This is a genomic window from Mycobacterium sp. 48b (genome assembly GCF_048282725.1).
GTDB lineage: Bacteria > Actinomycetota > Actinomycetes > Mycobacteriales > Mycobacteriaceae > Mycobacterium.
On sequence record NZ_JBLVUL010000001.1, the window covers coordinates 5,860,249 to 5,887,109 of the forward strand.

The 26,861-nt window shown below is 67.8% G+C and carries 25 protein-coding genes; 13 read left to right on the plus strand and 12 right to left on the minus strand.

Going from position 1 to position 26,861, the window contains the following annotated elements; all coding sequences use genetic code 11:
- Window positions 1–21 precede the first annotated feature (21 nt).
- Complete coding sequence (locus tag ACNQR1_RS28645; protein ID WP_418048970.1) at window positions 22–1,437, minus strand: NAD(P)H-quinone dehydrogenase; 1,416 nt, start codon at window positions 1,435–1,437, stop codon at window positions 22–24.
- A 41-nt stretch (window positions 1,438–1,478) separates the two neighbouring features.
- Here ACNQR1_RS28645 and ACNQR1_RS28650 point away from each other — a divergent pair, with 41 nt between their 5' ends.
- Window positions 1,479–1,946: a gamma-glutamylcyclotransferase gene (locus ACNQR1_RS28650; RefSeq protein ID WP_418048971.1), complete on the plus strand. Its 468-nt coding sequence runs from the start codon at window positions 1,479–1,481 to the stop codon at window positions 1,944–1,946.
- Window positions 1,947–2,028: 82 nt separating this feature from the next.
- On the opposite strand, the gene ACNQR1_RS28655 is transcribed toward ACNQR1_RS28650, so the two are convergent.
- The 4 genes from ACNQR1_RS28655 to ACNQR1_RS28670 all read right to left on the minus strand — a co-directional run bounded on the left by ACNQR1_RS28655 (window position 2,029) and on the right by ACNQR1_RS28670 (window position 6,462).
- On the minus strand, window positions 2,029–2,916 hold the full coding sequence (locus ACNQR1_RS28655) for a hypothetical protein (RefSeq protein ID WP_418048972.1): 888 nt from the start codon (window positions 2,914–2,916) through the stop codon (window positions 2,029–2,031).
- Window positions 2,917–3,070: 154 nt separating this feature from the next.
- Window positions 3,071–4,009 carry a hypothetical protein gene (locus ACNQR1_RS28660; RefSeq protein WP_418048973.1) on the minus strand — a complete coding sequence of 313 codons (939 nt, stop codon included), beginning with the start codon at window positions 4,007–4,009 and terminating at the stop codon, window positions 3,071–3,073.
- A 105-nt stretch (window positions 4,010–4,114) separates the two neighbouring features.
- Window positions 4,115–5,281, minus strand: coding sequence for a M20 family metallopeptidase (locus ACNQR1_RS28665; protein WP_418048974.1), 1,167 nt, complete (start codon window positions 5,279–5,281; stop codon window positions 4,115–4,117).
- On the minus strand, window positions 5,278–6,462 hold the full coding sequence (locus ACNQR1_RS28670; RefSeq protein ID WP_418048975.1) for a M20 family metallopeptidase: 1,185 nt from the start codon (window positions 6,460–6,462) through the stop codon (window positions 5,278–5,280). The genes ACNQR1_RS28665 and ACNQR1_RS28670 overlap by 4 nt, the downstream gene beginning before the upstream one ends.
- A 44-nt stretch (window positions 6,463–6,506) precedes the next feature.
- Between ACNQR1_RS28670 and ACNQR1_RS28675 the strand changes: the two genes are divergently transcribed.
- Window positions 6,507–7,292 carry a purine-nucleoside phosphorylase gene (locus ACNQR1_RS28675; RefSeq protein WP_418050542.1) on the plus strand — a complete coding sequence of 262 codons (786 nt, stop codon included), beginning with the start codon at window positions 6,507–6,509 and terminating at the stop codon, window positions 7,290–7,292.
- Here ACNQR1_RS28675 and ACNQR1_RS28680 read toward each other — a convergent pair.
- A complete protein-coding gene (locus ACNQR1_RS28680; RefSeq protein WP_418048976.1) occupies window positions 7,289–7,834 on the minus strand; it encodes a TetR family transcriptional regulator in 546 nt (181 codons plus the stop codon). The genes ACNQR1_RS28675 and ACNQR1_RS28680 overlap by 4 nt on opposite strands.
- A 100-nt stretch (window positions 7,835–7,934) precedes the next feature.
- On the opposite strand from ACNQR1_RS28680, the gene ACNQR1_RS28685 reads away from it, so the two are divergent.
- Window positions 7,935–9,083 (plus strand): FAD-dependent oxidoreductase, encoded by a 1,149-nt coding sequence (locus ACNQR1_RS28685; RefSeq protein ID WP_418048977.1) that lies wholly within the window; start codon window positions 7,935–7,937, stop codon window positions 9,081–9,083.
- 13 nt (window positions 9,084–9,096) lie between these two features.
- Window positions 9,097–9,858 (plus strand): hypothetical protein, encoded by a 762-nt coding sequence (locus ACNQR1_RS28690; RefSeq protein WP_418048978.1) that lies wholly within the window; start codon window positions 9,097–9,099, stop codon window positions 9,856–9,858.
- On the opposite strand, the gene ACNQR1_RS28695 is transcribed toward ACNQR1_RS28690, so the two are convergent.
- A complete protein-coding gene (locus ACNQR1_RS28695; protein ID WP_418048979.1) occupies window positions 9,819–10,937 on the minus strand; it encodes an AbrB family transcriptional regulator in 1,119 nt (372 codons plus the stop codon). The genes ACNQR1_RS28690 and ACNQR1_RS28695 overlap by 40 nt on opposite strands.
- A 109-nt stretch (window positions 10,938–11,046) precedes the next feature.
- Between ACNQR1_RS28695 and ACNQR1_RS28700 the strand changes: the two genes are divergently transcribed.
- The 3 genes from ACNQR1_RS28700 to ACNQR1_RS28710 are packed head-to-tail and all read left to right on the plus strand — an operon-like array spanning window position 11,047 to window position 14,630.
- A complete protein-coding gene (locus tag ACNQR1_RS28700) occupies window positions 11,047–11,493 on the plus strand; it encodes a MarR family winged helix-turn-helix transcriptional regulator (protein ID WP_418048980.1) in 447 nt (148 codons plus the stop codon).
- Window positions 11,490–13,106 (plus strand): phospho-sugar mutase, encoded by a 1,617-nt coding sequence (locus ACNQR1_RS28705; protein ID WP_418048981.1) that lies wholly within the window; start codon window positions 11,490–11,492, stop codon window positions 13,104–13,106. Before ACNQR1_RS28700 ends, ACNQR1_RS28705 begins: the two co-directional genes overlap by 4 nt.
- 12 nt (window positions 13,107–13,118) lie before the next feature.
- Entirely contained in the window at window positions 13,119–14,630 is a 1,512-nt protein-coding gene (locus tag ACNQR1_RS28710; RefSeq protein ID WP_418048982.1) for a hypothetical protein, read from the plus strand.
- On the opposite strand, the gene upp is transcribed toward ACNQR1_RS28710, so the two are convergent.
- Window positions 14,612–15,235 carry a uracil phosphoribosyltransferase gene (gene upp / locus ACNQR1_RS28715; protein ID WP_418048983.1) on the minus strand — a complete coding sequence of 208 codons (624 nt, stop codon included), beginning with the start codon at window positions 15,233–15,235 and terminating at the stop codon, window positions 14,612–14,614. The two genes, ACNQR1_RS28710 and upp, sit on opposite strands and share 19 nt — an antisense overlap.
- 202 nt (window positions 15,236–15,437) lie before the next feature.
- On the opposite strand from upp, the gene ACNQR1_RS28720 reads away from it, so the two are divergent.
- The 4 genes from ACNQR1_RS28720 to ACNQR1_RS28735 all read left to right on the plus strand — a co-directional run bounded on the left by ACNQR1_RS28720 (window position 15,438) and on the right by ACNQR1_RS28735 (window position 18,363).
- Window positions 15,438–16,034: a sigma-70 family RNA polymerase sigma factor gene (locus tag ACNQR1_RS28720; protein ID WP_418048984.1), complete on the plus strand. Its 597-nt coding sequence runs from the start codon at window positions 15,438–15,440 to the stop codon at window positions 16,032–16,034.
- Between the two features lie 20 nt (window positions 16,035–16,054).
- The gene (locus ACNQR1_RS28725; RefSeq protein WP_418048985.1) at window positions 16,055–16,789 is read left to right on the plus strand and encodes an SDR family NAD(P)-dependent oxidoreductase; all 735 of its coding nucleotides are present in this window, start codon (window positions 16,055–16,057) and stop codon (window positions 16,787–16,789) included.
- 180 nt (window positions 16,790–16,969) lie between these two features.
- The gene (locus ACNQR1_RS28730; protein WP_418048986.1) at window positions 16,970–17,275 is read left to right on the plus strand and encodes a hypothetical protein; all 306 of its coding nucleotides are present in this window, start codon (window positions 16,970–16,972) and stop codon (window positions 17,273–17,275) included.
- 2 nt (window positions 17,276–17,277) lie between these two features.
- Window positions 17,278–18,363, plus strand: coding sequence for a C40 family peptidase (locus ACNQR1_RS28735; RefSeq protein ID WP_418048987.1), 1,086 nt, complete (start codon window positions 17,278–17,280; stop codon window positions 18,361–18,363).
- A 7-nt stretch (window positions 18,364–18,370) separates the two neighbouring features.
- Here the strand turns inward: ACNQR1_RS28735 and ACNQR1_RS28740 are convergent, their stop codons facing one another.
- On the minus strand, window positions 18,371–21,568 hold the full coding sequence (locus ACNQR1_RS28740; RefSeq protein ID WP_418048988.1) for an AAA family ATPase: 3,198 nt from the start codon (window positions 21,566–21,568) through the stop codon (window positions 18,371–18,373).
- Between the two features lie 126 nt (window positions 21,569–21,694).
- On the opposite strand from ACNQR1_RS28740, the gene ACNQR1_RS28745 reads away from it, so the two are divergent.
- Both ACNQR1_RS28745 and ACNQR1_RS28750 read left to right on the plus strand, forming a co-directional pair.
- Window positions 21,695–22,969 carry a primosomal protein gene (locus ACNQR1_RS28745; protein ID WP_418048989.1) on the plus strand — a complete coding sequence of 425 codons (1,275 nt, stop codon included), beginning with the start codon at window positions 21,695–21,697 and terminating at the stop codon, window positions 22,967–22,969.
- A 226-nt stretch (window positions 22,970–23,195) separates the two neighbouring features.
- Complete coding sequence (locus ACNQR1_RS28750) at window positions 23,196–23,774, plus strand: alpha/beta fold hydrolase (protein ID WP_418048990.1); 579 nt, start codon at window positions 23,196–23,198, stop codon at window positions 23,772–23,774.
- A gap of 15 nt (window positions 23,775–23,789) precedes the next feature.
- On the opposite strand, the gene ACNQR1_RS28755 is transcribed toward ACNQR1_RS28750, so the two are convergent.
- The 3 genes from ACNQR1_RS28755 to ACNQR1_RS28765 form a co-directional block, all read right to left on the minus strand.
- On the minus strand, window positions 23,790–25,196 hold the full coding sequence (locus tag ACNQR1_RS28755; RefSeq protein ID WP_418048991.1) for a DUF1254 domain-containing protein: 1,407 nt from the start codon (window positions 25,194–25,196) through the stop codon (window positions 23,790–23,792).
- Window positions 25,197–25,265: 69 nt separating this feature from the next.
- Complete coding sequence (locus tag ACNQR1_RS28760; RefSeq protein ID WP_418048992.1) at window positions 25,266–25,538, minus strand: hypothetical protein; 273 nt, start codon at window positions 25,536–25,538, stop codon at window positions 25,266–25,268.
- A 144-nt stretch (window positions 25,539–25,682) separates the two neighbouring features.
- Window positions 25,683–26,771: an adenosine deaminase gene (locus tag ACNQR1_RS28765; RefSeq protein ID WP_418048993.1), complete on the minus strand. Its 1,089-nt coding sequence runs from the start codon at window positions 26,769–26,771 to the stop codon at window positions 25,683–25,685.
- Window positions 26,772–26,861: the final 90 nt, after the last annotated feature.

Consider the following 26,861-nt stretch of genomic DNA (forward strand, 5'->3'; position numbering starts at 1 on the left):
AGGTGGGATCTGCCCGATTCTCTAGTCCAGGTCGTCGTGTTTCATCAATTGGCGCGCCGCCTCGGTGATCGAACCGGACAACGACGGGTACACCGAGAACGTCTGGGCCAGCTCGTCGACCGGGATGCCGTTCTGCACGGCCAGTGCGATCGGCAGGATCAACTCGGAGGCGATCGGGGCCACCACCACGCCGCCGATCACCACGCCGGTGGCCGGGCGGCAGAAGATCTTGACGAAGCCGCGGCGCAGGCTGGACATCTTGGCCCGGGCGTTGGTGTTGAGCGGCAGGGTCAGGGTGCGCGCTGGCACGGACCCGTCGTCGATTGCGGCCTGCGGAACCCCGACGGCGGCGATCTCCGGGCGGGTGAACACCGCCGCGGCGACGGTTCGCAGCCGAATCGGGGCCACGGCCTCGCCGAGGGCGTGATACATCGCGATGCGTCCCTGCATGGCGGCCACCGAGGCCAGCGGCAGCAGGCCGGTGCAGTCACCCGCCGCGTAGATGCCCGGCACTGAGGTGCGCGACACGCGGTCGACCTTGAGGTAGTTGCCGGGCCCGAGCTCGATGCCGACGCGCTCCAGGCCGAGACCACTCGTGTTCGGAACCGATCCGACCGTCATCAGGGCGTGGCTGCCGTCGACGGTTCGGCCGTCGGCCATGGTCACGCGGACGCCGGTATCGGTACGGGTGACCGACTCGGCGCGGGCGTTCTTGACGAGCGTGACACCGCGTTCGGAGAACACTTCCTCCAGCACCGCGGCGGCGTCGGAGTCCTCATGCGGCAGGATCTGGTCACGACTGGCCACGACCGTCACGGTCACGCCGAGCTCGGTGTAGGCGTTGACGAACTCGGCGCCGGTGACACCCGACCCCACCACCACGAGGTGTTCGGGCAGCGCTTCGAGGTCGTAGAGCTGGCGCCAGTTGAGGATGCGCTCCCCGTCGGGCGCGGCGTTGGGCAGCACCCGCGGGCTGGCACCGGTTGAGATGAGCACCACATCGGCGGTCAACTGACTCACCGCGCCGTCCGGGCCGGTGACTTTGACCCGGTGCTGGGCCATGCCCGGGACGTCGTCGATCAGTTCGCCACGGCCCGCGATCAACTCGATGCCCTCGCTGCGCAACCGCTCGGCGATGTCTTCGGACTGCGCCGTGGCCAGGTTCTTCACGCGCTCGTTGATCTGCGGCAGCGAGATCTTGGACTGCTCGAAATCCAGCGAATACCCCAGGTTGGGGGCGCGCCGTAGTTCGGTCCGCACACCCGTGGAGGCGATGAAGGTCTTGGACGGCACGCAATCCCACAGCACGCACGCGCCGCCGATACCGTCGCAGTCGACGATGGTGACGTGGGCGACCTCCGGGCCGCGGGCAGCGGCGACAAGTGCCGCCTCATAGCCGGCGGGTCCGCCGCCGATGATCACGATGCGGGTAGCCACTGGACCAACCTAACCAACTTCGCCGATTAAGCTGTCTTACCGTGCCGCTGTACGCCGCGTATGGATCGAATATGCACCCGGAGCAAATGCAGGAGCGGGCTCCGCACTCGCCGATGGCGGGTACCGGGTGGCTGCATGGCTGGCGGCTGACCTTCGGCGGTGAGGACATCGGCTGGGAAGGCGCGCTGGCCACCGTCGTCGAAGACCCGCTGTCGAAGGTGTTCGTGGTGCTCTACGACATGACACCGGCCGACGAGCAGAGCCTGGACCACTGGGAAGGTTCCGAGCTCGGATTCCACAAGAAGATCCGGTGCCGGGTGGACCGGACCTCGTCGGACACCAACACCGACCCGGTGCTGGCCTGGCTGTACGTGGTCGACGCCTGGGAGGGCGGTCTGCCCTCGGCCCGCTATCTCGGGGTGATGGCCGACGCCGCGGAGATCGCCGGGGCGCCGGACGCGTACGTCCACGATCTGCGCACCCGCCCGGCTCGCAACATCGGCCCGTAGCTGCTCCCCTTGCCCCCTTTGCACCGCGAGCGTGCGTGTCTGCCGCCCGACACGCCGCATTTCGCCGGCAATTCGTGCACCCTCACGCGGCACGAGCGTCGCTCAACTGCCCATTGATCCTCGCAACCAGCTCACCTTGGCGATAACGCACGTCCTCGAAGACGATTGCGATGACGGTCCACCCGACCTTCATCAACGCCGCAGTCCGTCGCCGGTCGTCACGCAAGGCATCGGGATTGCCATGCCAATCCAAGCTGTCGTACTCGACCGCGACTTTCTGGCGCGGCCACGCGAAGTCGAGCCGCCTCAGCTGGCCGTTGCCGTCGATGACCTCGTACTGCAACTCGGGCACCGGCAAACCACCGTCAAGCATGACCAGCCGCGCCTCACTCTCCATCGGGGACTCGGCGCGCCCGTCGGCCAGTGCGATCAGGTTGCGGACCGCGACGATGCCGCGACGCCCGGCCTGCTCGAGGGCCGCGCGCCACAGATCGGCGCGCGTGCAGGTGTTGCTTCGCAACGCGGCATCCAGTGTTGCCAGGGCGCGCGGACGGCGCAGTGTGCGGGCCACCTCGATCGCGGTCCATGCCGGCGCGGTGACGTACCTGCCGTCGACGGAAATCAACGGCGCACCGTCCCTGCGATGCACCACCAGCCCGTCAGCCGAGCGGAGTTGACAGCCCGGCGGATTCAAGATGTGCAGGTCAGCCGAGCCTTCGGTGTCGAATCCGTGCACAGCTGCGGCGCTGGCCAGACACAGCGGCACCTTGCGACCACAGGCGAGGTCCAGACCTTGCAACAGCAGCTGCTCCGTAGGCTCACCTCGGCAGTAGATGCCATGCCAGATCCTTTCCAGCACACCAGAATCTACTGCGGATTCGAAGGCATGGCGCGTCATCGAGCAGAGAATCTGGCCACTGGTGGCGACACCGTTCTGCTCGTCGAACAACCGCATCAGTTGAGCGTCCATGTTGAGGATCGTCGTTGGTACGCAATGTCTTCGAAAGACGCAATGTGCGGATCTGTGGATGAACTGCACGCTGTGCACAACCGGCGGCGACGAGCGTGCGCGGAGAGTTGGTGATGTGCGGCGTGTTGGGCGGCAGACACGCACGCTCGCGGGGCTATGGGGTGAGGAGGGCCGCGCGTTCGGCGGTCAGCCGGTTCAACTCGATGGTGCGGGCCTGGGCGCGTTGGTCGAGGTCGCTGAGGATCCGTTTGACACCCGTGATGGCCTGGTCGACCTTCTCCTGGGCCTCGATGATGCGGTCACGAACTGCGAAATCGGTGAAGAAATTGTCGAACCACACATCGAAAACCCTTGTGAAAGAACTCAGTTCGACGAGACGCACACCCTCCAGGTGAATGTCGGCAAGCTCGGTGCTGAATCGCTTGAGATCGGTGTCAGCCGAACGCAGCGACACCGCAACGCTGTCGAGCCTGTCCTCCTTGACGATGCTGGCGATCATGCCACCGTCGAACCAGGTGTCGTAGGCCGACCAGGACCGGGCACTGTCGAGCTTCTCGGCGGCGGTGCGCAACTCCTTCAATGCCCGCTGGCCGGCGGAGGAAGCTTCCGAGATCTCGGTGCGCTCAGCCGTCAATCGCCCTCGCATACTTGCGATTTCGAGAAGTCTCGACGCACCCGGGCCATCGTTCTCCTGCAGCCACCGTTCTTTTGCACGCAGTGCTTGCTCCAGAGCGACACCGGCGTCACCCAGCGCCGCCAGCCGCCCGCTCAGATGCTCGACGTGCCGCTGGTCGGCGTCGGCGCGCGCTCGTTGGGTGAGGTAGTCGTACTCGGCGGATTGACGCTCGGCGGTCTCGCGGGCCATGTCGTCCTCGTGGGAGCCCTTGAGATGGGCCCAGATCTTGGTCAGCGAGAGCGACTCCAACTTGTGGACGTCACGAGCCTCTGACTCCAGCCGACCCTCGGCAGTTTCGGCCCGGGCGGCGGACTCCTCGGCGTGCAACTGCGCAGTCTTCAGCTGTCGTTTGAGCGATTCGGCCTCCCGCATCGCGGCCGTCGCCGAAGCCAGTTGATCGTCAGGCGCAGCTGTCATGTCGACAGCCTATGGGCGCTCGCCGCCCGCGAGTGACGCCAAAATGTCGGTGAAACGCGGCGTGTTGGGCGGCAGACACGCACGCTCGCGGGGCAGGGGGAACAGCTACGCAGACGCGGCGATGATGTTGACCATCGTGCGCACACCGACGCCGAGGGCCCGCTCGTCGATGTCGAACGTCGGCTGGTGCAGGTCGAGCTGTGGGCCCTGCCCACTCCACACGCCGAGCCGGCCCATCGCACCGGGCACGTCTTCGAGGTACCACGAGAAGTCCTCGCCGCCGCCGGACTGATGGGTGTCGGCCAGCACATCAGGGCCGACAGCCTCGATGGCGTGGGTGAGAATGCGCGTGGACACCTCTTCGTTGACCACCGGGGGCACCCCGCGCCGGTAGTTGAGGCTGTGCGAGATGTTGAGCGGCGCCAGCAGCGCGGTAACCGTCTCTTCCACAATCGATTCCAGGGTCAGCCAGGTGTCCCGGCTGGCGGTGCGGATCGTCCCGGCCAGCGTGCCGATCTGCGGGATGGCGTTGGCGGCCACCCCGGCGTTGACCGCACCCCACACCATGACGGTGTCGTGGCGCGGGTCGATGCGACGGGACAGCACGCCGGGCAACCCGGTGATCAAGGTGCCCAGCCCGTAGACCAGATCGCCGGTCAGGTGCGGCCGGGAGGTGTGCCCACCCGGCGAGTGCAGGGTGATCTCGATGGAATCGGCCGCCGAGGTGATCGGACCGGGTTTGGTGGCCACCTGCCCCACGGCCAGGCGAGGATCGCAGTGCAGCGCGAAGATCCGGCTCACCCCGTTGAGAACGCCCGCGTTGATCGCGTCGATCGCGCCGCCCGGCATCAGCTCCTCGGCCGCCTGGAACAGCAGCCGCACCCCGACCGGCAATTCCGGCACCGATGACAAGGCCATCGCGGTGCCCAGCAGTACCGCGGTGTGCGCATCGTGCCCGCAGGCGTGCGCGACATTGGGCACCGTCGAGGCATACGACGCCCCGGTCCGATCGACCATCGGCAACGCATCCATGTCGGCGCGCAGCGCGATCCTCGGACGGTCCTCCGGCCCGAAATCACACGTCAATCCGGTGCCACCGGGCAGCACCTTGGGGTTCAGGCCCGCCTCGGCCAGGTGGCGTGCGACGAATTCGGTGGTTGCGAACTCCTGGCGACCCAGTTCGGGATGGGCGTGCAGATGCCGCCGCCACGACACCATCTCGTCGTAGTTGGCCGACAACCAGCGGGCAGCGGCGTGCTGCAACACACTCATGAAGCCCGCCTCCGCTGCTGCGCCTCAAGCACGCGGTCCCGCTCTGCGGGCGTCTCGGCCAACCGAACCACGGTGCGGGCCAACATGATTGCGCCCTCCAGCACGGCCTTGTCCGCACTCGGGCCCGCTGCCGCAGCAGTGAACGCCGGCTGGTGGATCGCCGCCCCACCGGAGTCGATCCCGATCACCGGGTGAATGCCGGGCATCACCTGACTGATGTTGCCCATGTCGGTACTGCCCAGCGGCACACTTGCCTCCACGTTCTCCGGCAACGGGGTACGACCCAGGCGCAGCATCTCGGCACGGATGGTCTCCGAGAGCCACGGGTCGGGCATCAGCTCGGCATAGGCCGGAGCGATGTCGGCGACTTGGTGCTCACAGCCCGTCGCCAGCGCACCCGCTGAAAAGCAACCGGCCATCCGGTCTTCCAGCTCCCGCAGCGCGGACATGTCGGTGGCCCGCATGGTGTAACGCATCTCGGCCCGTCCGGGGATCACATTGGTGGCCTGCCCGCCGTGGGTGACGATGCCGTGCACCATCTGTCCCGGCATGAGCTGCTGGCGCAACAGGCCGATGGCCACCTGCGCGACGGTGACCGCATCGCCTGCGTTGACCCCGAGGTACGGGGCGACGGCCGCATGCGACTCCCGGCCCGTGTACTCGACGGTCACCTCGGTGAGCGCCAGCGACCGGGCCGCGGCGATATCGACCGGCCCTGGGTGCAGCATCACCGTCGCGGCGATGTCGTCGAAAACTCCGGCGTTGAGCATCAACACTTTTCCGCCACCGAGCTCCTCGGCCGGGGTGCCGACGAGCACCACGGTCAGGCCGAGGTCGTCGGCCACATCGGCCAGTGCCAACGCGGTGCCGACCGCCGAGGCGGCGATGATGTTGTGCCCGCAGGCGTGCCCGATCTCGGGAAGGGCGTCGTACTCGGCGCATATCCCGACGACGAGCGGGCCGCTGCCGTAGGAGGCGCGGAACGCGGTGTCCAGCCCGCCGGCCGCCGCGGTGATCTCGAACCCGTACTCGGCCGCCAGCGCCTGCGTCTTGGCGCAGCTGCGATGCTCGGCGAAGGCCAACTCGGGCTCGGCGTGGATCGAGTGAGAGAGCTCGATGAGGTCGCCACGACGCCGATTGACGGCTTCCTCGACGCTCAGCGAGGCGGTGGCAGACGGCATCCTCGCAGTATCTCACTGCGTGTTCGTGGCCGTTAAGCTCGCCTATCGTGACCGATCTCCTCGCGTGCGCAGCAGCCATCGCAGAACGCACCGGCGTCGATCGCCACGATGTCGCGGTCGTGCTCGGCTCGGGTTGGGCGCCTGCGGTGGCCGAGCTCGGTGACCCGGTCGCAACAGTGCCGATGGCCGACGTACCGGGCTTCACCCCGCCGAGCGCGGCCGGGCACGGCGGCCAGGTCCACTCGGTGCGCATCGGTGACCAGCGGGTCCTGGTGCTGGCCGGGCGCATCCATGCCTACGAGGGTCATGACCTGCAGCACGTGGTGCACCCGGTGCGGACCGCGGCGGCCACCGGCGTGTCCACGGTCGTGCTCACCAACGCCGCGGGCGGACTGCGAGCCGAATACCAGGTCGGCCAACCGGTGCTGATCAGCGACCACCTCAATCTCACGGCCCGGTCCCCGCTGGTCGGGGCGCAGTTCGTCGACCTGGTCGACGCCTACTCCCCGAGGCTGCGGGCGTTGGCGCGGGAGATCGAGCCGACGCTGGCCGAGGGCGTCTACGCCGGGCTGCCGGGCCCGCACTACGAGACGCCGGCCGAGATCCGGATGCTGCGCACCCTCGGTGCCGACCTTGTCGGTATGTCGACGGTGCACGAGACCATCGCTGCCCGGGCCGCGGGCCTGCAGGTATTGGGCATCTCGATGGTGACCAACCTGGCTGCGGGAATGACGGGTGAGCCGCTCAGCCACGCCGAGGTGCTCGAGGCCGGGCGTCAGTCCGCGACCCGGATGGGTGCGCTCCTGCGTTCGGTGATCGAACGGATCTAGCCGACCAGATATCGCTGCAGCGTGGGCCCGATCCAGTCGACGACCTGCTGGCGGGGCATGGCCACCAGTGGCGGGAATTCCAGCACGTAGCGACACAACGCCATGCCCAGCACCTGCGACGCCGCAAGGCTGGCCCGCACCGGGGTGTCGGGAGCGTGGCCCGTGGTCTCCGCGATGACCGGGGCCAGTTGCGCGGCGAATATCGTGCGCATCCGCTCCGCGACGGCCTCGTTGGTCACGCCGGCCCGCAACAGGATCAACAGCGCTTCGTCGCGCTCCCAGCGTTCGAGGAAGTGCGCGGCCAGCGCGGCACCGACCTGTTCACGGGGCACCCGGGTCAGATCGGGTAGTTCCAGATCGAATTCGGCCGCGGCGGCGAACAGTCGCTCCTTGTTGCCGTAGTAGCGCATCACCATCGACGGGTCGATGGCGGCATCGGCTGCGATGGCCCGGATGGTGGCCCGCTCGTACCCGTCGGCGGCGAATCGCTCCCGGGCCGCGGCGAGGATGACGGACTTGGTCTCAGCTGCCGGTCGACGCATGCCAACAATTGTAGGCCAACAACCGTTGACATCGGACCGGAAGGCTCCTAAGTTCAAGTCAACAGTTGTTGACCAACAGTTGTTGACAAAGGAGCCGAAGATGCAAACGACCACTACAGACGTCCTGATCGTGGGAGCCGGGCCGGTCGGTCTGACCACCGCCATCGTGCTCGTCCAGCACGGCCACGACGTGGCGGTGGTGGACCGCCAAGCCGAGGGCACCAACACCTCGCGGGCCGCCGTGGTCCACCCCCGCACCCTCGAACTGCTGGAGCCCTACGGTGTGGTCGACGAACTCGTCGCACGGGGCGTTCATACCCCGACCTTCACCATCCGCGACCGAGACGAACTCCTGATCGCCGTGCCGTTCAGCGAGCTGCCGACCCCCTACCCGTACACGTTGATGATCTCGCAGGCCGACACCGAGGCGTTCCTGCTCAACCGGCTGGAGGAGCTGGGCGGCAAGGTCATCCGCCCCGCATCGGTGACCGCGATCCGGCAGTCCAGCGACCACGCGGTCGCCACGTTCGCCGACGGGCAGCAGATCCGGGCCAGGTACCTGGTCGGCGCCGACGGAATGCACAGCACGGTCCGGGACCAGGCCGGTATCGCGTTCAGCGGCGGCACATACGGTGAGTCGTTCGCGCTGGCCGATGTCCGCCTGTCCGGCGGAGTACCCGCCGACGAGGTCATCCTGTACTTCTCGCCGGCCGGACTGGTGGTGGTCGCCCCCTTGCCCGACGGGATGTACCGCATCGTCGCGACGGTGGACGAGGCGCCGCAGCACCCCGACATCGCGTTCGTGCAGTCGCTTCTCGACGAGCGCGGCCCGGTGTCGCGGCCGGCGGTGGTCGAGGAGGTGGTCTGGGGATCGCGCTTCCGCGTGCATCACCGGATCGCCGACGCGTTCCGGGACAACCGCATCCTGCTTGCGGGCGACGCCGCACACGTGCACTCGCCCGCCGGCGGGCAGGGGATGAACCTCGGGATCGAGGACGCAGTCGTGCTGGGCGAGCGCCTCTCGGAGGTGCTCGACGCCGGGGCCGACGAAGCATTGCTCGACGAGTACGCCGTCGCCCGGCGCCGCACCGCGGGCGGCGTCGTCGCGATGACCAGCCGCCTGACAGAACTTGCCACCGCATCGGCCCGCCGCCGTCCCATCCGCAATCGCGTCATGCGCATGGCGGGAAGATTGCCCGCCGTCCGACGGGCGCTGGCCTGGCGGTTGTCCGGCCTGAACCGACGCTGAGGAGGCAACGCTGATGAAACTCGTCAACGATCGACTCGCGGTGCCGGTCCAGCTCATCCAGCCGACGGACGACGGTTTTCTGATCCTGGCGGCCGAAGCCGGACGCTGGGGCGGCCCGTTCGCCCTGCCGTCACGCACCCGCCGCCGACTGGCCCGCACCCTCGAACGGGCCGCGGCCAAGCTGACTCACCGCCACGACGTCGCCGAGGCGGTGGTGTTCCGCGGAGCGCTGCGTCCACCCGGTGAGGGCGGGGCACTGCTGGCGCGCGCGGGCGTCCGGCCCGCCCGTTACGATCTGGTCGTCCTGATCCGCACCGCCGGTGTCGGCGCGATCGCCGACATACGAGCGGACGACGTCTACCGCTGCATGGTTTCCGAAATCCACCAGAGCGCACGGCATTCGTATCTCATGGCGGCAGGCAACGCGGCGCGGATCGCCGACGTCGACCACACCAGCGACCGGTGGTTCCTGTTCAACTACTTTCACTGCGATTCGGCGGAAACGGTCTATGCCACATGGGAATACACGGCCGGATGGTTTCAGCGCCACACCGCACTGCCGGACTCGACGCTGCTCGCCCCGCGGCCAGGTGAGCCGACCGACTACCGCGTGGTCAACCACGCCAGTTGGCCGACCCTGCGGGCATTCCTGCCCAGCCTGCTGTTCCGTCGCACATTCCGATCGTTCGTACTGGCCAATTTCATCGCCAATGACGTCGCGGCCCAGCCGATCATCTATCGCCGGACAGCGCCGACCGGTTCTCCGGTCGGCTGACCGTGTCCCAGACTGCGGCGCCTGCCCATCCGGGCCATACCCCTGGCCATCAGGGGTGCCGCGAACAACATCAGCAGGACCCGAAGCACCTGGGCCGCAATGATGAAGGTGACGTTGGAGCCGGTTTCCACCGCGGTGGCCAACACCGCGTAGACCCCGCCGGGACTGGTCGCGAGGTAGCCCTCAAGCTGGGTCCTCCCTGTGACGTCGGCCAGCACCACGCCGAGGCCCGCGGTAGCCGCACCCAGCACCACGATGAGGGTGAGCGCCAGCGGGAGGATCCGCCCGATCGCGCGCAGTGAGTCACGGGTGAAGGCGACGCCGGCCTGCCAGCCGATCACCATGTAGGCGGCCTGCACCAGCAGCGCCGGGACCGCCAGACCGAACGACAGGCCGGTGAGCTGCAGTGCCACCGTCAGGGCCAGCGGGCCCAGGAGGCCGGCGCCGGGCAGCTTGGCCCAGCGCCCCCCGACGATGCCGACCGCGACGATGACGGCGAGCAGCGACAGGCTGAGATACCAAGGTGCCGAAACGGTTTGATCCGGAGACCCGGCCGGGTCGGTCGCCGGATGCGACCGGTCGGCATGAAACACGAGGGTCACCACCAGGGGAATGGTCGCGGTGACGAGTGCCACCCGCAGGTACTGGACGACAGAGACGACGCGATCGTCACCGCCGAGTTCGCGGGCGATGGCCACCAGACCCGATGCGCCACCGGCGACCAGTGCCAAGGATCCGGTCAGCGGGCTGACATCGCGGTGCAGGCCGAGCAATCCACCGGCGAAGATGCTGAGCAGCAACGTGGCCACGGTGATCACCAGCACGATCAGCCAGTCCGAGCGGAGCGCGCTGACGGCGTCCTGATGGACCATCGTGCCGATGTAGACACCCAGCACTCCCTGGGCGACAACCCCGGCCGGGGGTGGCATCCGTTCCGGGGCGAGCGAGGCCAGGGCGAGTGCGATGCCCACCACGAGCCCGGCGAACAGTGCGGCTGAGGGAACCCCGACGAGGTTGAGCAGGAGGGTGACGGCGACAGTCGCGACGACCAGCAGTACCCACCGCAGTATCCGGGCCATCCCCTCGTCGCACCTCCTACCGAAATAATAAGGGATACCTTTGCTCTTTACTCGTCCAGTTCGGCAATTCATGCATTCATCACCACTAATACCAAGGTATAACTTGTCTATGGCTGCCACATCCGCGACCGAACTGCGTGAGTCGATGATGGCGGTGACCCGCCAGATGCGACGGCACCGCCCGGATCACGGCCTGACCTTGAGCCAGCTGGAACTACTCGGCGAGGCCAGTCGCAGCGGAACCACCACTCCGGCCGAGATGGGCGCCCGGTTGCACGTGCGGGCCCAGTCGCTGACCGACAGCATCAACGAACTCGTGCGTCGTGGCCTGATCGCCCGGCGTCCCGACGACAGCGACCGTCGCCGTCAGCTCATCGAGATCACCGCAGAAGGTACGGCGTTGCTGCAGGCCGACCGCGCCGAACGGGACGCCTGGCTGCACGCCACCATGCGGGAGAACCTGACGGATCTGGAGTTCGATCTGCTGATGCTGGTGGCACCGGTCCTGCGCAAGCTTGCGTACACGGACGCCGCTGCGGGCACACTTGGGTCATGACTTCCATCGCGACCGCCGCCGCCGATTGGATCGCACATGACCCCGACCCGCGGACTGCCGCCGAACTGTCCGCCTGTAGTCCCGATGAACTCGACCGCCGATTCAGCCATCCGCTGACCTTCGGCACCGCCGGGTTGCGCGGCCCGCTACGGGGCGGCCCCGATGCGATGAACCTGGCCGTCGTCATGCGCACCACGTGGGCGCTGGCCCAGGTGCTCAAGGAAAAGGGCCTGGGCGGGTCGCACGTGGTGGTCGGCCGCGACGCTCGGCACCAGTCCGACGAATTCGCCCTGGCGGCGGCCGAAGTGCTTGCCGCCGAGGGATTCGACGTACTGCTCATGATGGCGGCCGTCCCGACGCCGGTGGTCGCATACACCGTCCGGCACCTGCCCGCGGCGGCCGGTATCCAGATCACCGCATCGCACAATCCCCCGACCGACAACGGCTACAAGGTGTTTCTCGACGGCGGTGTGCAGATCATCTCCCCCGTCGACCGCGAGATCGAGGCCGCGGTGGCCCGGGCTCCGCACGCCGACGAGATTCGCAGGGCCGCAGTGGAAACCGCGGGCCGCAGGCAGATCTACGGCTATCTGGAACGCGCCGCCCGGGTCCGTCGCAGCACCGGTTCCGTGCGGGTGGCACTTACCCCGTTGCATGGCGTCGGCGGCGAGTACGCCCTTGATGCACTGGCCCTGGCCGGATTCGACGATGTGCACGTGGTCGAGGAGCAGTTCAACCCCGACCCGGACTTCCCCACCGTCAGCTTCCCCAACCCCGAAGAGCCCGGCGCGGTCGACGCGCTGCTGGCCCTGGCCGACGACGTCGACGCCGAGATCGCGATCGCACTGGATCCCGATGCCGACCGCTGCGCCGTCGGAGTTCCGGGGCCGGACGGGTGGCGCATGCTCACCGGCGACGAAACAGGTTGGCTGTTGGGCGATTACATCTTGTCCCAACTTGAGCCGGGTCCGGTCAGCGAAGCCGCCCTGGTGGCCAGCACGGTGGTGTCATCCCGGATGCTGGCCTCCATCGCGGCGGCGCACGGTGTCCGGCATGCCGAAACCCTCACCGGATTCAAATGGTTGGCGCGGGCCCAGACACCCGGCACCACCCTCGTCTACGCCTACGAAGAGGCGATCGGACATTGTGTCGACCCCGCCTCGGTACGCGACAAGGACGGCATCACAGCGGCGATCCTGGCCTGCGATCTGGTGGCCGCGCTGCGCGACCAGGGCCGCACGATGCTCGATGCGCTCGACGCCCTGGCCAAGGTGCACGGCGTGCATGTCACCGGCGCGGTCAGCCGTCATGTCGACAACGCCGAGGCGGCGATGGCACGGTTGCGCTCCGCTCCGCCGACCGAACTGGCCGGCATCACCGTCACCGTCGAAGACCTACTGGAGCGACGTGGACAGCAGCGCACCGACGCCCTGATCCTCTCCGGCAGCGATGCGGGTACGTCGGCCCGGGTGGTGGTGCGTCCGTCGGGAACCGAACCGAAACTCAAGTCCTACACCGAAGTCCGTTGCGCACCGACCGATGACCTCAACACCGCCAGGGCTCATGCCCAGAAGCTCAGTCAGGACCTCGCCGACGCCGCGGCGCGCTGGTAGCGACGAACCTTCATGCCGGACTGGACTTATCAACCGCTTCGCCCCATCGCGTCCGCGGTCATCGGGGAACGGCGTACCCAGCGCTGGGCGCTGCGGTTCCTGGCGACCCTGGTCGAGGCGGGTGGGTACCGCTGGATTCCACGGGTTTTCGATCACCCGCCCCTGCCGCCGGAGTGGGCAGGCCGGTTCGGCGCGGTGGTCCCGCCGTCGGTGGCTCGCGACGCCGTCCTGGTGCTGCCGGTCCAGGGCGCCGGCATCGTCGAGATCGCTCCGGTCACGGCCGCAGACGTCGACACGGTGCGGCAGGCCGCGGCCGGTAGACGCTGCCGTGTCGTCGCCCGGGCGGACTCCGCCGAGGTCGCCGAGCTGCTCGTCAACGACGTCGACGAGGTGGCCATCGGCTCTGCGAGCGACACGGTCTATCTGACCGACCCCGACGTCGCTGCGGCCGTCACTGCCCTGCGCAACAGTTCGGCCACCGTGCTGGCCCGGCCCGCTGTGCTGGTGGCGGCCGGGCCGGGCTGGTTCAACCGGGTGATCGAGGCAGCCTCGACGCCACCGACGCAGCCGCCCGGCCTGGCCGATGCCGGGCTCAACCCGTTTCGCTGGCCGGGCTGGTTGTGGGGTGCGCTGGCCGGTCTCGGCTTGATCGTGGCCGGGTTGGGCGCGGGCGCCATCACACTCGGACCGGTGCTGTTGAGCTATGACCGGTCCTATCTGGGCCTCGGCATCGATGACCTGCACCGAATCAACGACAACCTGGTGCATTTCATACAGCATGACCGGATCAGCATGGCCGGCAACATGATCGGCCTCGGCGCGCTGTACACCGGACTGTGCTGGGGTGGTATCAGGCGCGGCCAGGTGTGGGCCCGCAATACGCTGCTCCTGTCGGGGCTGGTCGCATTTCTCACGTTGTTCTATTTCGTCGGAACAGGATTCGTCGACCCCCTGCACACCCTGGTGGTGGTGACTCTGTTCCCGATGCTGCTCGCCGCCGTGTGGAACAAGCCGCACCCGCCCCGATGGCCGTCACTGCCGGACGGTCCGGAGTCACAGCGTCGACGCGCGCTGTGGGGCCAGCTGCTGTTCATCGGTTTGGGCGCCGGGCTCGCCGGGGCCGGGGCGACCATCTCGTTCGTCGGGCTGACCGACGTATTCGTCTCCACCGACCTCGGATACATGCACACGCACGGTGCGGCGCTACGGACCGCCGACCCGCAACTGGTCAGCTTCATCGCCCATGACCGGGCCGGGTTCGGGGGCGCCTTGATCGGTTCGGGACTGGCGATCGCGTTGATCGCGATGTGGGGATTCCGCAGGGGCGAACGCTGGGTGTGGTGGACGTTGTCGATCGGGTTCGTGACGGGCACACTGCCGGCGCTTGCCGTGCACTACGCGATCGGCTACACCACGTTCATCCACCTGCTGCCGGTCTATGTGCTCGTGCTCGCCACCGCCGCGGCACTGGTGCTGTCCCGGCCCTACCTGACCGCGACAGCGCCTCAGCGCGGACCGAACTGACGGTCCCCGGCGTCGCCCAGTCCCGGAACGATGTAGGCGGATTCGTTGAGTCCTTCGTCGATGGTCGCGGTGATCAGCCGCATTTCGGGGGCGATCTTCTCTATCGCGGCGATCCCCTGCGGCGCGCACACCACACACACCGCGGTGATGTCCACGGCATTGCGTTCCCGCAGCAGGTCGATGGTGTAGGCCATCGATCCGCCGGTCGCCAGCATCGGGTCGAGGACGAACACCGACCGTGCGCTCAGGTCCTCGGGCAGCGAGGCCAGGTACGGCGTCGGCTGATGGGTCGTCTCGTCGCGCGCCATCCCGACGAAGCCCACCTGCGCCTCAGGGATCAGGGCATGCGCCTGGTCGACCATCCCCAGCCCAGCTCGTAGCACCGGGACCAACAAGGGTGGGTTGGCCAATCGCGAACCGGTGGTGTCGGTCACCGGGGTGCGCACCGGGATCTGCTCGGATGCCGCGTCCCTGGTGGCCTCGTACACCAGCATGAGGGTCAGGTCGCGCAATGCCGCACGGAACCCCGCGTTGTCGGTCCGCTCATCCCGCAGGGTGGTCAGCCGCGCGGCGGCCAGAGGGTGGTCGACAACGCGTACATCCATGCGCTGACCTTAACGGTCGGTGCCGCTGCCGTGCAGGTGGATCCGGGCCAGGTTCCACGGACTACGGACTACGGGTTTTCAAGGGTCCGCTACGGAGTTCTCCGAACCAGTCTGAGGTGACGCTCATTCTTGTCCCCGACTCTGGAGATCTGATCATGACGAAAGTCGCAGCCGCCCCGTCGACCGATGTCGCTCCCGCCCGATGACCTTGAGCATCGGTGCCGAGGAGCTCAGCGCCGAGTCTGACGCGCAACTGGCGGCCCGGTTCGTCCGGGATGCCATGCCGTTCCACACCGTCCTGTTGCGCACCGCACGGCGCCTGACGCACAGCCATGCCGACGCCGAGGATCTGGTCCAGGACACACTGATGAACGCCTACACCGGTTTCCGGCAGTTCGAGCCGGGCACCAACCTGCGGGCCTGGTTGTTCCGCATCCTGCACAACCGCTGGATCAGCACGCACCGGATGAAGCAGCGCCGGCCCGACACCTTCGCCGTCGCCGAGATCACCGACAGCGACATGTTCGGCAACGCACTCCACTCCACCACCGCGGAGCGCTCGGCCGAGGACCGGGCGCTCGACGTGTTCTGCGACGACCGGATCCGCGATGCGGTGTTGACCCTGCCGGAGGGCTTCCGAACGGTCTTGTATTACGCCGATATCGAGGGGTTCACCTACGCCGAAACCGCCGCACTGATGGAAATCCCAGTGGGAACGGTGATGTCGCGCATCGCCCGCAGCCGCGAACGGCTCAGGGCGGCATTGAGCGAAGACGACGACACCCGACGTGTCGCATGACAAGAGAACGGAAGGAAACAATGGAATCCGGAGCAGAACTCAGGGGATATCGCGCGCTGGTCACCGGTGGCACCGCAGGCATCGGCCTGGCATGTGCCGACCTGCTGGCCCGGGCAGGCGCCGCGGTGACCATCACCGGAAGAGATGAACAGCGGGGGCGTGCCGCGGCCGCCGCGCTCGGCGGGGATGTCCGATTCGTCGGCGCCGACCTCGCCGACCTGGATTCCGTGCAATCCCTTGCCCGGCAATGTGATCAGCTGGACATCCTGGTCAACAACGCGGCCGCCTTTCCCGGCGCACTCACCGTCGACCAGGACGTCGCCTCGTTCGAGCAGACCTTCGACACCAACGTGCGCGGCACCTACTTCCTGGTGGCCCAACTGGTCGGCGGCATGCTCGACCGCGGCCGCGGCAGCATCGTCAACGTCACCTCGATGGTCGCATCGAAAGGCGTTCCCGGCGCCTCGGCCTACAGCGCGTCCAAGGCGGCCGTCGAATCGCTGACGCGCACCTGGGCCGCCGAATTCGGTTCCGGCGGTGTGCGGGTCAACAGTGTGGCGCCGGGGCCGACGCGCACCGAGGGCGTGGAGGCCCAATGGGGCGACACCAACGAGGAACTCGGCCGCGCACTGCCGTTGGGTCGCACCGCCACGCCTGAAGAGATCGCCCACGCGGTGCTGTTCCTGTCGTCACCGCGCGCGGCGTTCATCACGGGATCCACGCTGCACGCCGACGGCGGCGGCACCGCGATCTGAACGCGTGACCCTGGCTCGGCACGGCCGGTGTGCGCCGATTTCATCCGGTATGCGTCGATTTCTACCTCAGGGCGGTAACCCTCGCGCACGAGCAACCCTCAGGTAGAAAACCGGTAAGCACCGCGGGCAAGACGCAGCGATTCAGGGGAACCGATCGGGTTCGGCGGGCGTCCTAACCACATGCCCGCCGAAACCCTGCGCGCCGACATGGCGGCCATCCGCACCCTTGGCGACGCCCTCGACGCGTACGCCGCCGAACTCAGCGCCGTGGCTGCTGCCCTGCGGTCGATTCCGTCACCAGGGGCCGCACTCGGTCCGATCGGCCATCGGTTCGCGGCGGCCTTCACCGACGCCGTGGGCGCCCACAGCGATGCCGTCGCGGCGCTGGGTGCCAGTACCGGCGCGGGGGCCGTCAGTGCCGGCAACACCGCCGCCGGCTACGACGCCGCCGGTCAGCGGGCCGCACAGCTGTTGCCGCGGGTGTAGCCGTGCCCGCATCCGCCATCGCGCTGGCTGCGCCACTCTATGAGCTGCGGGACCTGGTCGGCAGCGGCTGGCAGGCCCACAACCCCGCCGTGACCGCACTTACCGGGGCGCAGGCCGCCCTGTCGGACATCGCGGGCGCACTCGGGCGGTCGTGGGAGCGCGCCGCAGGCGATTGGTCGGGCATGTCGGCAACGGCGGCCGCGGGCTTCGCCTCAAACACCGCCGCGGAAATCACGGGCCTGGCCTTGCGGGCGCAGGCACTCAGTACCGCGGCTCGTGACGCGGGTTCGGCTGTGGCCCAGGCCAGGTCCCGGCTGCAGGCGATCATCGACCGCTTCGAGGGACGTGCCGCGGCGCTGACCCCTCACCTCGATGAACCGGGCGTGGCGCAGGAGTTGGAAGCCGAGGCGCGACGCGCGGTCGACGAGGCCTCGGCCGTCGTCGACGAACTGCGGGCCGAACTGGACTGTCAGGCCGGGTCCCTCACCGACACCGGCACCGGCACCGGCACCGGCACGGCACCAGCCGGCGGTTTGCCATCGGCGGCCGGGATGTACCCGCGCTCGGCGGGATTCTCGGCCGGCTCCGGCGGTGCCGCGCCGGCCTCGTCGGGGTGGTCTGCGGGCGCACCGCTGAGCGGCCCGGGCGGCGCCGAACCCGCGGAGGGGCTACGCGATCCGGGCATGTTCGGCGACGGCGTGGCGGTGCGGCTGCCCGACGGCAGCACCGCGGTGGCACCCAACGCCGTGGCCGCCAGCGCCGTCCGGCACGCGCTGACCCAGCTGGGGGTGCCGTACCGGTGGGGTGGCACCACGCCGGGCGTCGGCTTGGACTGCAGCGGCCTGACGCAGTGGGCCTATCACGAAGCCGGACTGGACATTCCGCGGCTGGCACAGGAGCAGGACATCGGTAAGGCCGTCTCGGCGGGAACGTTGCGGCCGGGTGACCTGGCGGTGTGGGACGGGCACGTCGCGATGATCGTCGGAGCGAACACGATGATCGAGGCGGGAGACCCGGTGAAACTGTCACCCGTCCGAACTACGAACGCCGGGCAGGGCTTTCAGGGATTCTGGCGGCCGACGGTGTGAGTTGCTGTCACGGCAGCTCGGCAGCGAGCGCGATATGTCCCTCGAAGCCCAACTCCGTGGCCATCGTGCGATAACGCTCCCGGTAGTCACCGTACGTGGCCTCGTCGCCACGTGCCCTGGCCAGTAGCGCACGTACCCGCAACATCCAGATGTCGCGCACCACCAATGCGTCCTCGGCCTGCGCGGCGGCCAACCGATCGATCACGGCGTCGGCCGCGGCGAGATCGCCCTCGGCCGCACGATCGATCAGTGCTTCGGCGACAACAGCTGTGGTCGGGGTGCCCCACGCGAGCAGTTGGCCCTCATGGGCCAACTGGTCGACCGCAGCGCGCATCTTCGGTATGGCCTGGCCATGATCGCCTTGACGGAACCGTTCACGCTCCAGGTACACGTTGACCAACGGCAGTTCCCCGAGGTTGTGTCGCTGACGTTCCAGCACCTCGCTGACCTCGGCCAGGAGTACCTGCCCGCGATCGCGCTCCACAGCCGCCTCGCGATGCACCAGCACGATACCCAGGGCGAACCGCGCGAACGCCAACGCCATGTCATTGCCGGATCGTTCGGCAATCCGTAGCGCATCCTCGCTCTCCCGCACCGCGCGATCATCGGCAGCCAAGACGCCATTCGCTATCCCCGGGAAGTAACCCAGCGCGACAACCGCGGCATAGGTCAACGGGTCGGCAGTGTGAGCCATGGCGATGCCATCACGCAGGTCGTCCCGCCAGCCAGAAAGCCCCAGGCAGTAGCGGGCGGTCGCCCGCGACGTCAACGCGAGCGCCAACGGAGAACCGAAGATGAAATTGCCTTTGAACGGATCGCCGCCGGCCAGGTCGACCACTCTCTGCGACCAGTGCAATACGTCGGAATACTCACCACTTTCGACCTTGGCGAAGATCGCCGGGTAGGACAGTCCCACCGTCAACGTCTCATCAGCGACCGACTCGACGAGAGCCATGGCTTCCGATGCCAACTGCGAGGCCTGACGAATCTGACCCTGATACGCGTGATCCATCACCAGCCCGGACATGGCGATCGCCAGAGACGGCTTGTCCCCGGCACCCGTGCACAAGGTGCGCAGTTCGGCGAAGCGTGCGCCGGCGCCATGTGCACGCAACCGATAGGCAGTGGCGCACAGCATGGCGCGAGGGGCGATGCGCATCGCCGCGCGGTTCTGGTCGTCGGTGGGCAATGCGTCGGCGATCATTCGGGCCCGGTCCCAGCTGAGTCGAGCTGCGGTGATGTCACGGCCCCTCGCCCACGTCGCGGCACGCATGTGCCAGCCGTGTGCGGCGTGCAGATCGCCTGCAGCATCGAGATGTTCTGCGATCAAGGCGGCGTTCTCGTCGATAGACGCTGGTTCACGTCGTTCGAGTGCCGCCGCGACCCGTCGGTGCATCTCGGCACGATCGGATCTGAGTTGTGACTCGTAGGCCACGGCGCGAATGAGCGGATGGTGGAAGACATACTCGGGTTGCTGTGTGAACCTGACCTGGTCGATGAGCTGGGCCGTCATGAGGTTGTCGACCTCCGGCTCGACGCCGAGCGTCATCAGCAGATCACCGCCGAATCGTGAGCCGACCACCGCCGCCGCGGTCAGCGTACGTTTGGCCTTCGGGTCGAGCCGGTCGATGCGCGCACCGATGATCGCCTGCAAGGTCGCGGGTACCGTCACCTCGGCGACTGCTGCCGTCGACCGGTATGCGCCGACCTCACCGCGGAGCACCCCGCGCTCCGCCAGGTCCCGCACCATCTCCTCAGCGAAAAATGGGGTGCCGGCAGCCCTTTCGATGATCATCCGAGTCACGGCCGCCACCGAGGGATCAGAACCGAGCAGCTGCGACACCAGCGCGGCAGTCTCCGTGTCGCTCAGCGGCTCCAGGGCGATGGTCTGAGTGCCGGGCGCCCGGGTCAGTGCTCCCGCGTACTCCGGGCGGTAGGTGACGACGACCAACGAGTGCGTCTGCGCCGTCACCGAGAGGAACTCGGCCAGCATCGACTCGCTGACCTCGTCGATCCAATGGGCGTCCTCGATGAGATACAGCGCCGAGCTCTCCCTCGCCATCGCCGCGGCGTGCACCAATGCGGTCAATCGCCGCCGCCGCGCGTCAGGATCTATCCGGGGCAATGGCTCGTCGGGATCAGCGATTCCCAGTAAGTCGGCAAGCAGCACCAGGTCCTCGGGATCTGAACCAGAGAAACTGTCGCGCAATCGATCACGAGCACTCTGCCCGTCGCGCCCTGCCGTTCCCGTAGCCGCGCGCAGGAATTGAGCCACGACGTGAAACGGGATCTGGGCGGCGTGGGACTCGCAATAGGTCGTGAACACCTCGACACCACGAGCGAGCGCGGTAGCCGAAAGTTCCCGCACCAATCGGCTTTTCCCGATACCCGGTGGCCCCACGACGCCGATCACCGCCCCATCGCCGTCAATGGCACGGTCCAACAATGCATCAACGGTGTCCATCTCCGACCGTCGACCGACGAGTGTGGACTCGGCTCGCCTGAGGATCCGATCCTGACGCATGCCGATCAGTCGGCGGGCCGGCACCGGATGGACGACCCCCTTGATCCGGACCCGCTCCGGCTCGCCGAGAATTGCGTTGCCCTCGACCAGTCGCGCGGTGGACGAGCTCAGCATCACGCCACCCGGCGGCGCGACCGATTCCATCCGCTGGGCCATCCCGACCTGTTCGCCGATGGCGGTGTAGCCGAGTGGACCAGACCGAATCTCTCCCGCGATCACCTCACCGGAGTTGAGGCCCACCCGAAGCAACAGCTCCACACCGTCGCGCCGGTGAATCTCGGGTCCGAGCCGTTTCGCTTCGTCCTGAATATCCAACGCCGCCAGACACGCGTGGACGGCGTGATGCTCCAATGCCAGCGGCGCGCCGAACACCGCCATGATTCCGTCGCCGGTGAAACTCCCGACGGTGCCGCCGTAGCGACGCACCACCGCCGCTGACCTCGCCACCAACTCGGTCATGATCTCGCGCAGCCGTTCGGCGCCCACCGCGGCGGCGATGTCCATCGAATGCACTACGTCGGCGAACAACACCGTGACCTGCTTGTACTCCGCCAACTGTGCGGTGCGTGCGATCGGCGCGCCGCACTGACTGCAGAACTTGGCGGTCGCAGCTACCTGAGCGCCGCATGCCCCGCAGGAGAGAACGGCAGCTGTCGGTTGGCGGTCGCCGACGTCGGCCACGCCGATATTGTTTCACCGCAGGTCAGCCGTGTCCGCAGATTCGATGTCGGCCCGGCGACGCCGATCCGGGCCCCGAACCGGAGACAACCTGACTGGCGTCCAGGGCACCCCATTAGGCTGTGCCGCATGGCTGCTGACATCGTGCCGGTCCGGCTCGGGCTGACCAAGGGCGACCTTTACACACTGTGGGCTCCGCGTTGGCGGGACGCCGGCGACGAGTGGGAGGCCTTCTTGGGCGAAGGTGACGCCCTGTACGCCTTCGAATCGGTCGCCGACCTGGTGGCGTTCGTCCGCACCAACACCGACAACGACCTGGCCGATCACCCGTCATGGGGCAAGCTGACCGCTGCCAACGCGCACAAGCTGCAGCCGTCGGAGGATCGCGAGTACGACATCGTCGGGGTGCCCGACCTGGTCGCCGAGAAGCCGACCGAGGACTCGGTCGCGAGCCTGCACCGCACCCTGGTGGTGGTGTCGTCGATCGGCTCGGTGTGTGAGCTGGCCGCCATCAGCAAGTTCTTCAACGGCAACCCCGTGCTCGGCACTCTGGGCGGCGGGCTGGAAGGTTTCACCGGTCGGTCCGGGCGCAAGCGTTGGTCCGAGATCGAAGCCGTGATTGCCCGGGGCTGGGACGGCGTGCTCGACTCCATCGACGAGATCGTCAGCATCCCTGAAGACATCGACGCCGACGCGGTCAAGAAGGCCGAGGCCCAGCTGGAGGAACCGGCGCCCGAGGAGGACGAGGACGACCTCGCCGTCGACGCTGACTCCGAAGATTCCGAGGACGGCGACGAGGACGACGTGGCCGCCGAGCCCGTGCGCAGCGCTGCCGACTCCGCAGTCCTGGGTGACGACGTCGACTTCTGGCAGAAGGTCGGTATCGACCCCGTGCGCATCATGACCGGCTCGGGCACCGTCTACACCCTGCGCTGCTACCTCGACGACGATCCGGTCTTCCTCGGCCGCAACGGTCGCATCAGCGTGTTCAGCTCAGAGCGCGCGCTGGCCCGCTACCTGGCCGACGAACACGACCACGACCTGTCGGACCTGGCCACCTACGACGACATCAGGACCGCCGCCACCGACGGCTCCCTGCGGGTCGACGTCGCCGAGGAGAACGTCTACGTCCTCAGTGGCATCTCCGACGACATCGCCGACGGACCCGACGCGGTGGACCACGACCAGTTGGAGTTGGCCGTCGAACTGCTCCGCGACGTCAGCGACTACTCCGAGGACAAGACCGTCGACGAGACGCTGGCCGGCACCAAGGCGCTCGGCAAGTTCGTGAGTTACGTGCTCGGCGACGAGGGCGCCCGCGAGCCCGAGGCCCCCTACGCCCAGGCCGTCGAGCAGTGGGATGCGTTGGAGCGTTTCGTGGAGTCGCGCCTGCGCGCGGAGTAGCCCGTCCGGCGATGAGTCCTGGCCGCGAAAGCGGTCAGACCACTCATGACCACCTCGAGCAACCTCTCCACCCACACCGTCACGGTTCCCGGCGCCCGCCTGCACTATGAGGTGCGCGGGCAGGGACCGTTGCTGCTGATCCTCGGCGCCCCGATGGCGGCAGCCGAGTTCGCCCCGCTGGCGCACGCGCTGGCCGGTGATCACACCGTGGTGACCGCCGACCCACGTGGCATCGCGGGCAGTCGTCGCGGCGATCCTCGACGACCTGGGCGCCGCCTCGGCCGATATGTTCGGCTCGTCGGGCGGCGCGGTGACAGGGTTGGCCCTGCTGGCCCGGCACCCCGGCCGCGTGGGCACCCTCGTGGCCCACGAACCTCCCCTGCTCGAGTTGTTGCCCGACGCGGCCGAGCAGCGCGCCGCAACCGAGGACATCATCGCCACCTTCTCCCGCGACGGGATGTTCGCGGCCTGGGGCAAGTTCATGGCCAACGCCGGCTTCGACGTGCCTGCCGGTGCACCCGAGATGCCCGCGCCGAGCGATCAGGAATTGCGCGACGCGGCACACTTCTTCAACCACGAACTGCGGGCCACCACGCGGTACCTGCCCGATGTCGAGGCGCTGAAGAACGGACGGGTGGTGCTCGGACTCGGCGAGGAGTCCGAGCACCTGTTGACCCAGCGGACGACGACGGCGCTCGCTGATCTGTTGGGGACGCGTCCGGTGATGTTCCCGGGTGACCATGGTGGATTCATGGGCGCCCCAGGGGCTTTCGCCGAGGTGCTCCGCGAGGTGTTGCGCGGCTGACCTATCGCGCTCCGGTCAGCCCTTGGTGACCTTCGGTGCGTGCCAGGTGCCGTCGAGCGCCTCTTCCTTGGGCCAGTACAACCGCAGGATCATCTGGAACGGTCCGTCCGGCGCGGGCAGCCAGTTCGCCTCCTTCTCCGGGCCGGGCGACTGGTTCTGCACGTAGATCGTGACGCCGCCGTCGGGGTCTTTGACCAGTTTCGGCAGCATCGGCGAATTGATCAGATACCGGTTGATCGGGTTGGCCACCAGCAGGCTCTGCGGCATCGTGTACATGGTGGTCGACCAGAACGAGTTGACCGGCGGCAACTGCCCCGGCGCGAACCGCACGGTGTAGTTGTTGTTCCCGGTCAACGGTGCCCCGGTCGAGTCCACGGCCAGCACCGGGTAGATGGCCTCGGCGCTGGAGTTGCCGTAGATACCGAGCACCGCGCCGGCCATCCGGTACAGATAGTTGTCCTTCAGGGCTTCCCGGGTGCCGAACAGCTGACTCGAGGTCACCTGCCCGGTGGCCAACTTGTCCTTCTTGAAGGTGTCGAGTTCGGTCCACGCGTCGGCCATCCCGTCCTTCACGGCCTGCAGCGTTTCCTTGCTCATCGTGTCGGGATTGAAGTCCCCGTCGGGGCCGATGCCGATGGTGGCGAAGCGAGCCCGAAGCTCTTTCTCCGAGGGCGCTTCCGGCGCGTACTTCATGAGGAAGTTGAGGATCTCGAAGAACTTGGGCGAGGTCTTCTGCTCATCGGGAGTCAGCGGCGCGATGAAATCCACCGCAGGGGCGGTCGCCGCGGGCTCCTTGGCGAACGCCGAGAGCGGCTCGACGGTGTAGCCGGCCTGGATCTTCTTGACGTTGTCGATGTCCTGGGGATCGAACAGCTGGGTGCGGTAGATGACCAACGCGAAATCGGTGTCGGATCGGATCACCTCGGTGATGCCGGCGGGGTTGTCGCCCTTCCAACTCGGTCCGGCCAGCAGATACCTGCCGCCTCCGTTGCCGGTGGTGCGGCTGCCCACGTAGGCGAAGTTGTAGGTGTAGCTGTCGATGAACTGCAAGGAGTAGTAACGGCCGGCCTCGATCGGCGGCACGGTGAGCACCAACGGTTCGGCCCGCAGGTCAGCACCCAGCATCGTGTAAGGCGTATCGGAATTCGGCGTCTGGATCGTGGTGTCCTCAGGCGTGAACACCCGCGCGATGCTGTGCGTCTGGTTCCAGTCGCCCTTGTACTGGGGATTGGCCTTGTCGACGAAGTAGGCGTGCTGGATGCGGTACGAGTCGACCATCGGGAAGCCGTATGTGTAGGCCTCCTTGGCGATCTCGCGCACCGTCTCAGGTGTCGGCGCCGCATTCGGCGGCTTGCCGGCTCCGCCACAACTGACGACCGCGGCGAGCAGAACCGCCGTCAGTCCGTACGCCAGAAACTTCATCCATCACTCCTAGGTCGCGAACGTCACTGGCGCGGCAGATCTCTGCCGCGCCAGTCAGAAGGGAAATTGTCAGCAGGGGTCGCCGGGCGGCGTGTAATACGGCACGCCTTCGACGGTGTAACAAGGGACTTCGCCAGGCACGTACGGCACATGCGCCGCGGCGATGGCGGCGCCGGTGGCAACGTCGCCTGCGACGTTGGTGCAGCCGCCTGCGGCGAAGTGGCGCCCGTCGGCCCCGGCGCATACATCGGCACCGGCGGTGGGGACGGAGACCATCGGGAGGAACGCCGCGGCGATAGCCAGTGCAGCTCCGGACAACACGGTGGTGACGGGTCTGGCCATGGGTTCTCCTTGTTCAAACGGGGTGAAGCGGGTCGCGAGCTTGCCCGATCGCGGCCATTGTCGAGCTTGCTGAATTGTCGCAGCCGTCACCCCGGCCGTTACACATTTCGACCGAATATTTCGCCAGCCGGATTGCCGGCCCGCTCAGCCGACCAGCACCGCGTACCGGGGCTTGATCACCTCGTCGATGATGGCGAGCCGTTTGTCGAACGGAATGAAGGCCGACTTCATCGCATTGATGGTGAACCGCTCCAGGTCGCTCCAGCCGTAACCGAAGGCCTCGACCAGGCGCAGCATCTCCTGGCTCATGGTGGTGTCGCTCATCAGCCGGTTGTCGGTGTTGACCGTCACGCGGAACCGCAGCCGTGCCAGCCGGTCGAACGGGTGCTCGGCGATGCTCGGCGCCGCACCGGTCTGCACGTTGCTGCTCGGGCACATCTCCAGCGGAATGCGCTTGTCGCGCAAGATCGCCGCGAGTCGGCCCAGCTTTTGGGTCCCGTCGTCGAGCTCGGTGATGTCGTCGACGATGCGCACCCCGTGCCCGAGCCGGTCTGCCCCGCAGAACGCGATGGCCTCGTGGATGGACGGCAGGCCGAACGCCTCTCCGGCGTGAATGGTGAAGCGCGCGTTGTTGCCTCGCATGTACTCGAACGCGTCGAGATGACGGGTGGGTGGGTATCCGGCCTCTGCCCCGGCGATGTCGAAGCCGACAACACCCTTGTCCCGGAACCGGATTGCCAGCTCGGCGATCTCCCGTGAGCGGGCCGCATGGCGCATCGCGGTCACCAGGCAACGCACGGTGATGGTGCGGCCCTCGGCCGAGGCCGCCTTCTCACCGTCGGCGAACCCGGCCAGCACGGCGTCGACCACATCGTCCAGCGACAGCCCGCGATCGATGTGCAGTTCGGGAGCGAAGCGGACCTCCGCGTAGACGACGTTGTCCGCGGCCAGGTCCTCGACGCACTCGTAGGCGACGCGATGCAGCGCGTCCGAGGTCTGCATGACCCCTACGGTGTGGGCGAACGGCTCCAGGTAGCGAACCAGCGACCCGCTGTGGGCGGCCGTACGGAAGAACGTCGCCAGCTCGTCGACCTCGGTCGCAGGCAGGTCGTCATAGCCGAGCTGGCCGGCCAGGTCGAGCACGGTGGACGGTCGCAGTCCGCCGTCCAGGTGATCGTGCAGCAGGGCCTTGGGAGCGTGTTGGATCTTCTCCAGACTCAGCGGCGTACTCATGACCCCATCATGCGTGACAGCGGGCGCTCAGCGACGATCAATCAGGCTGCGACCCGCTCAACAATCGGTGACGAAACAGGTCGCGCACCG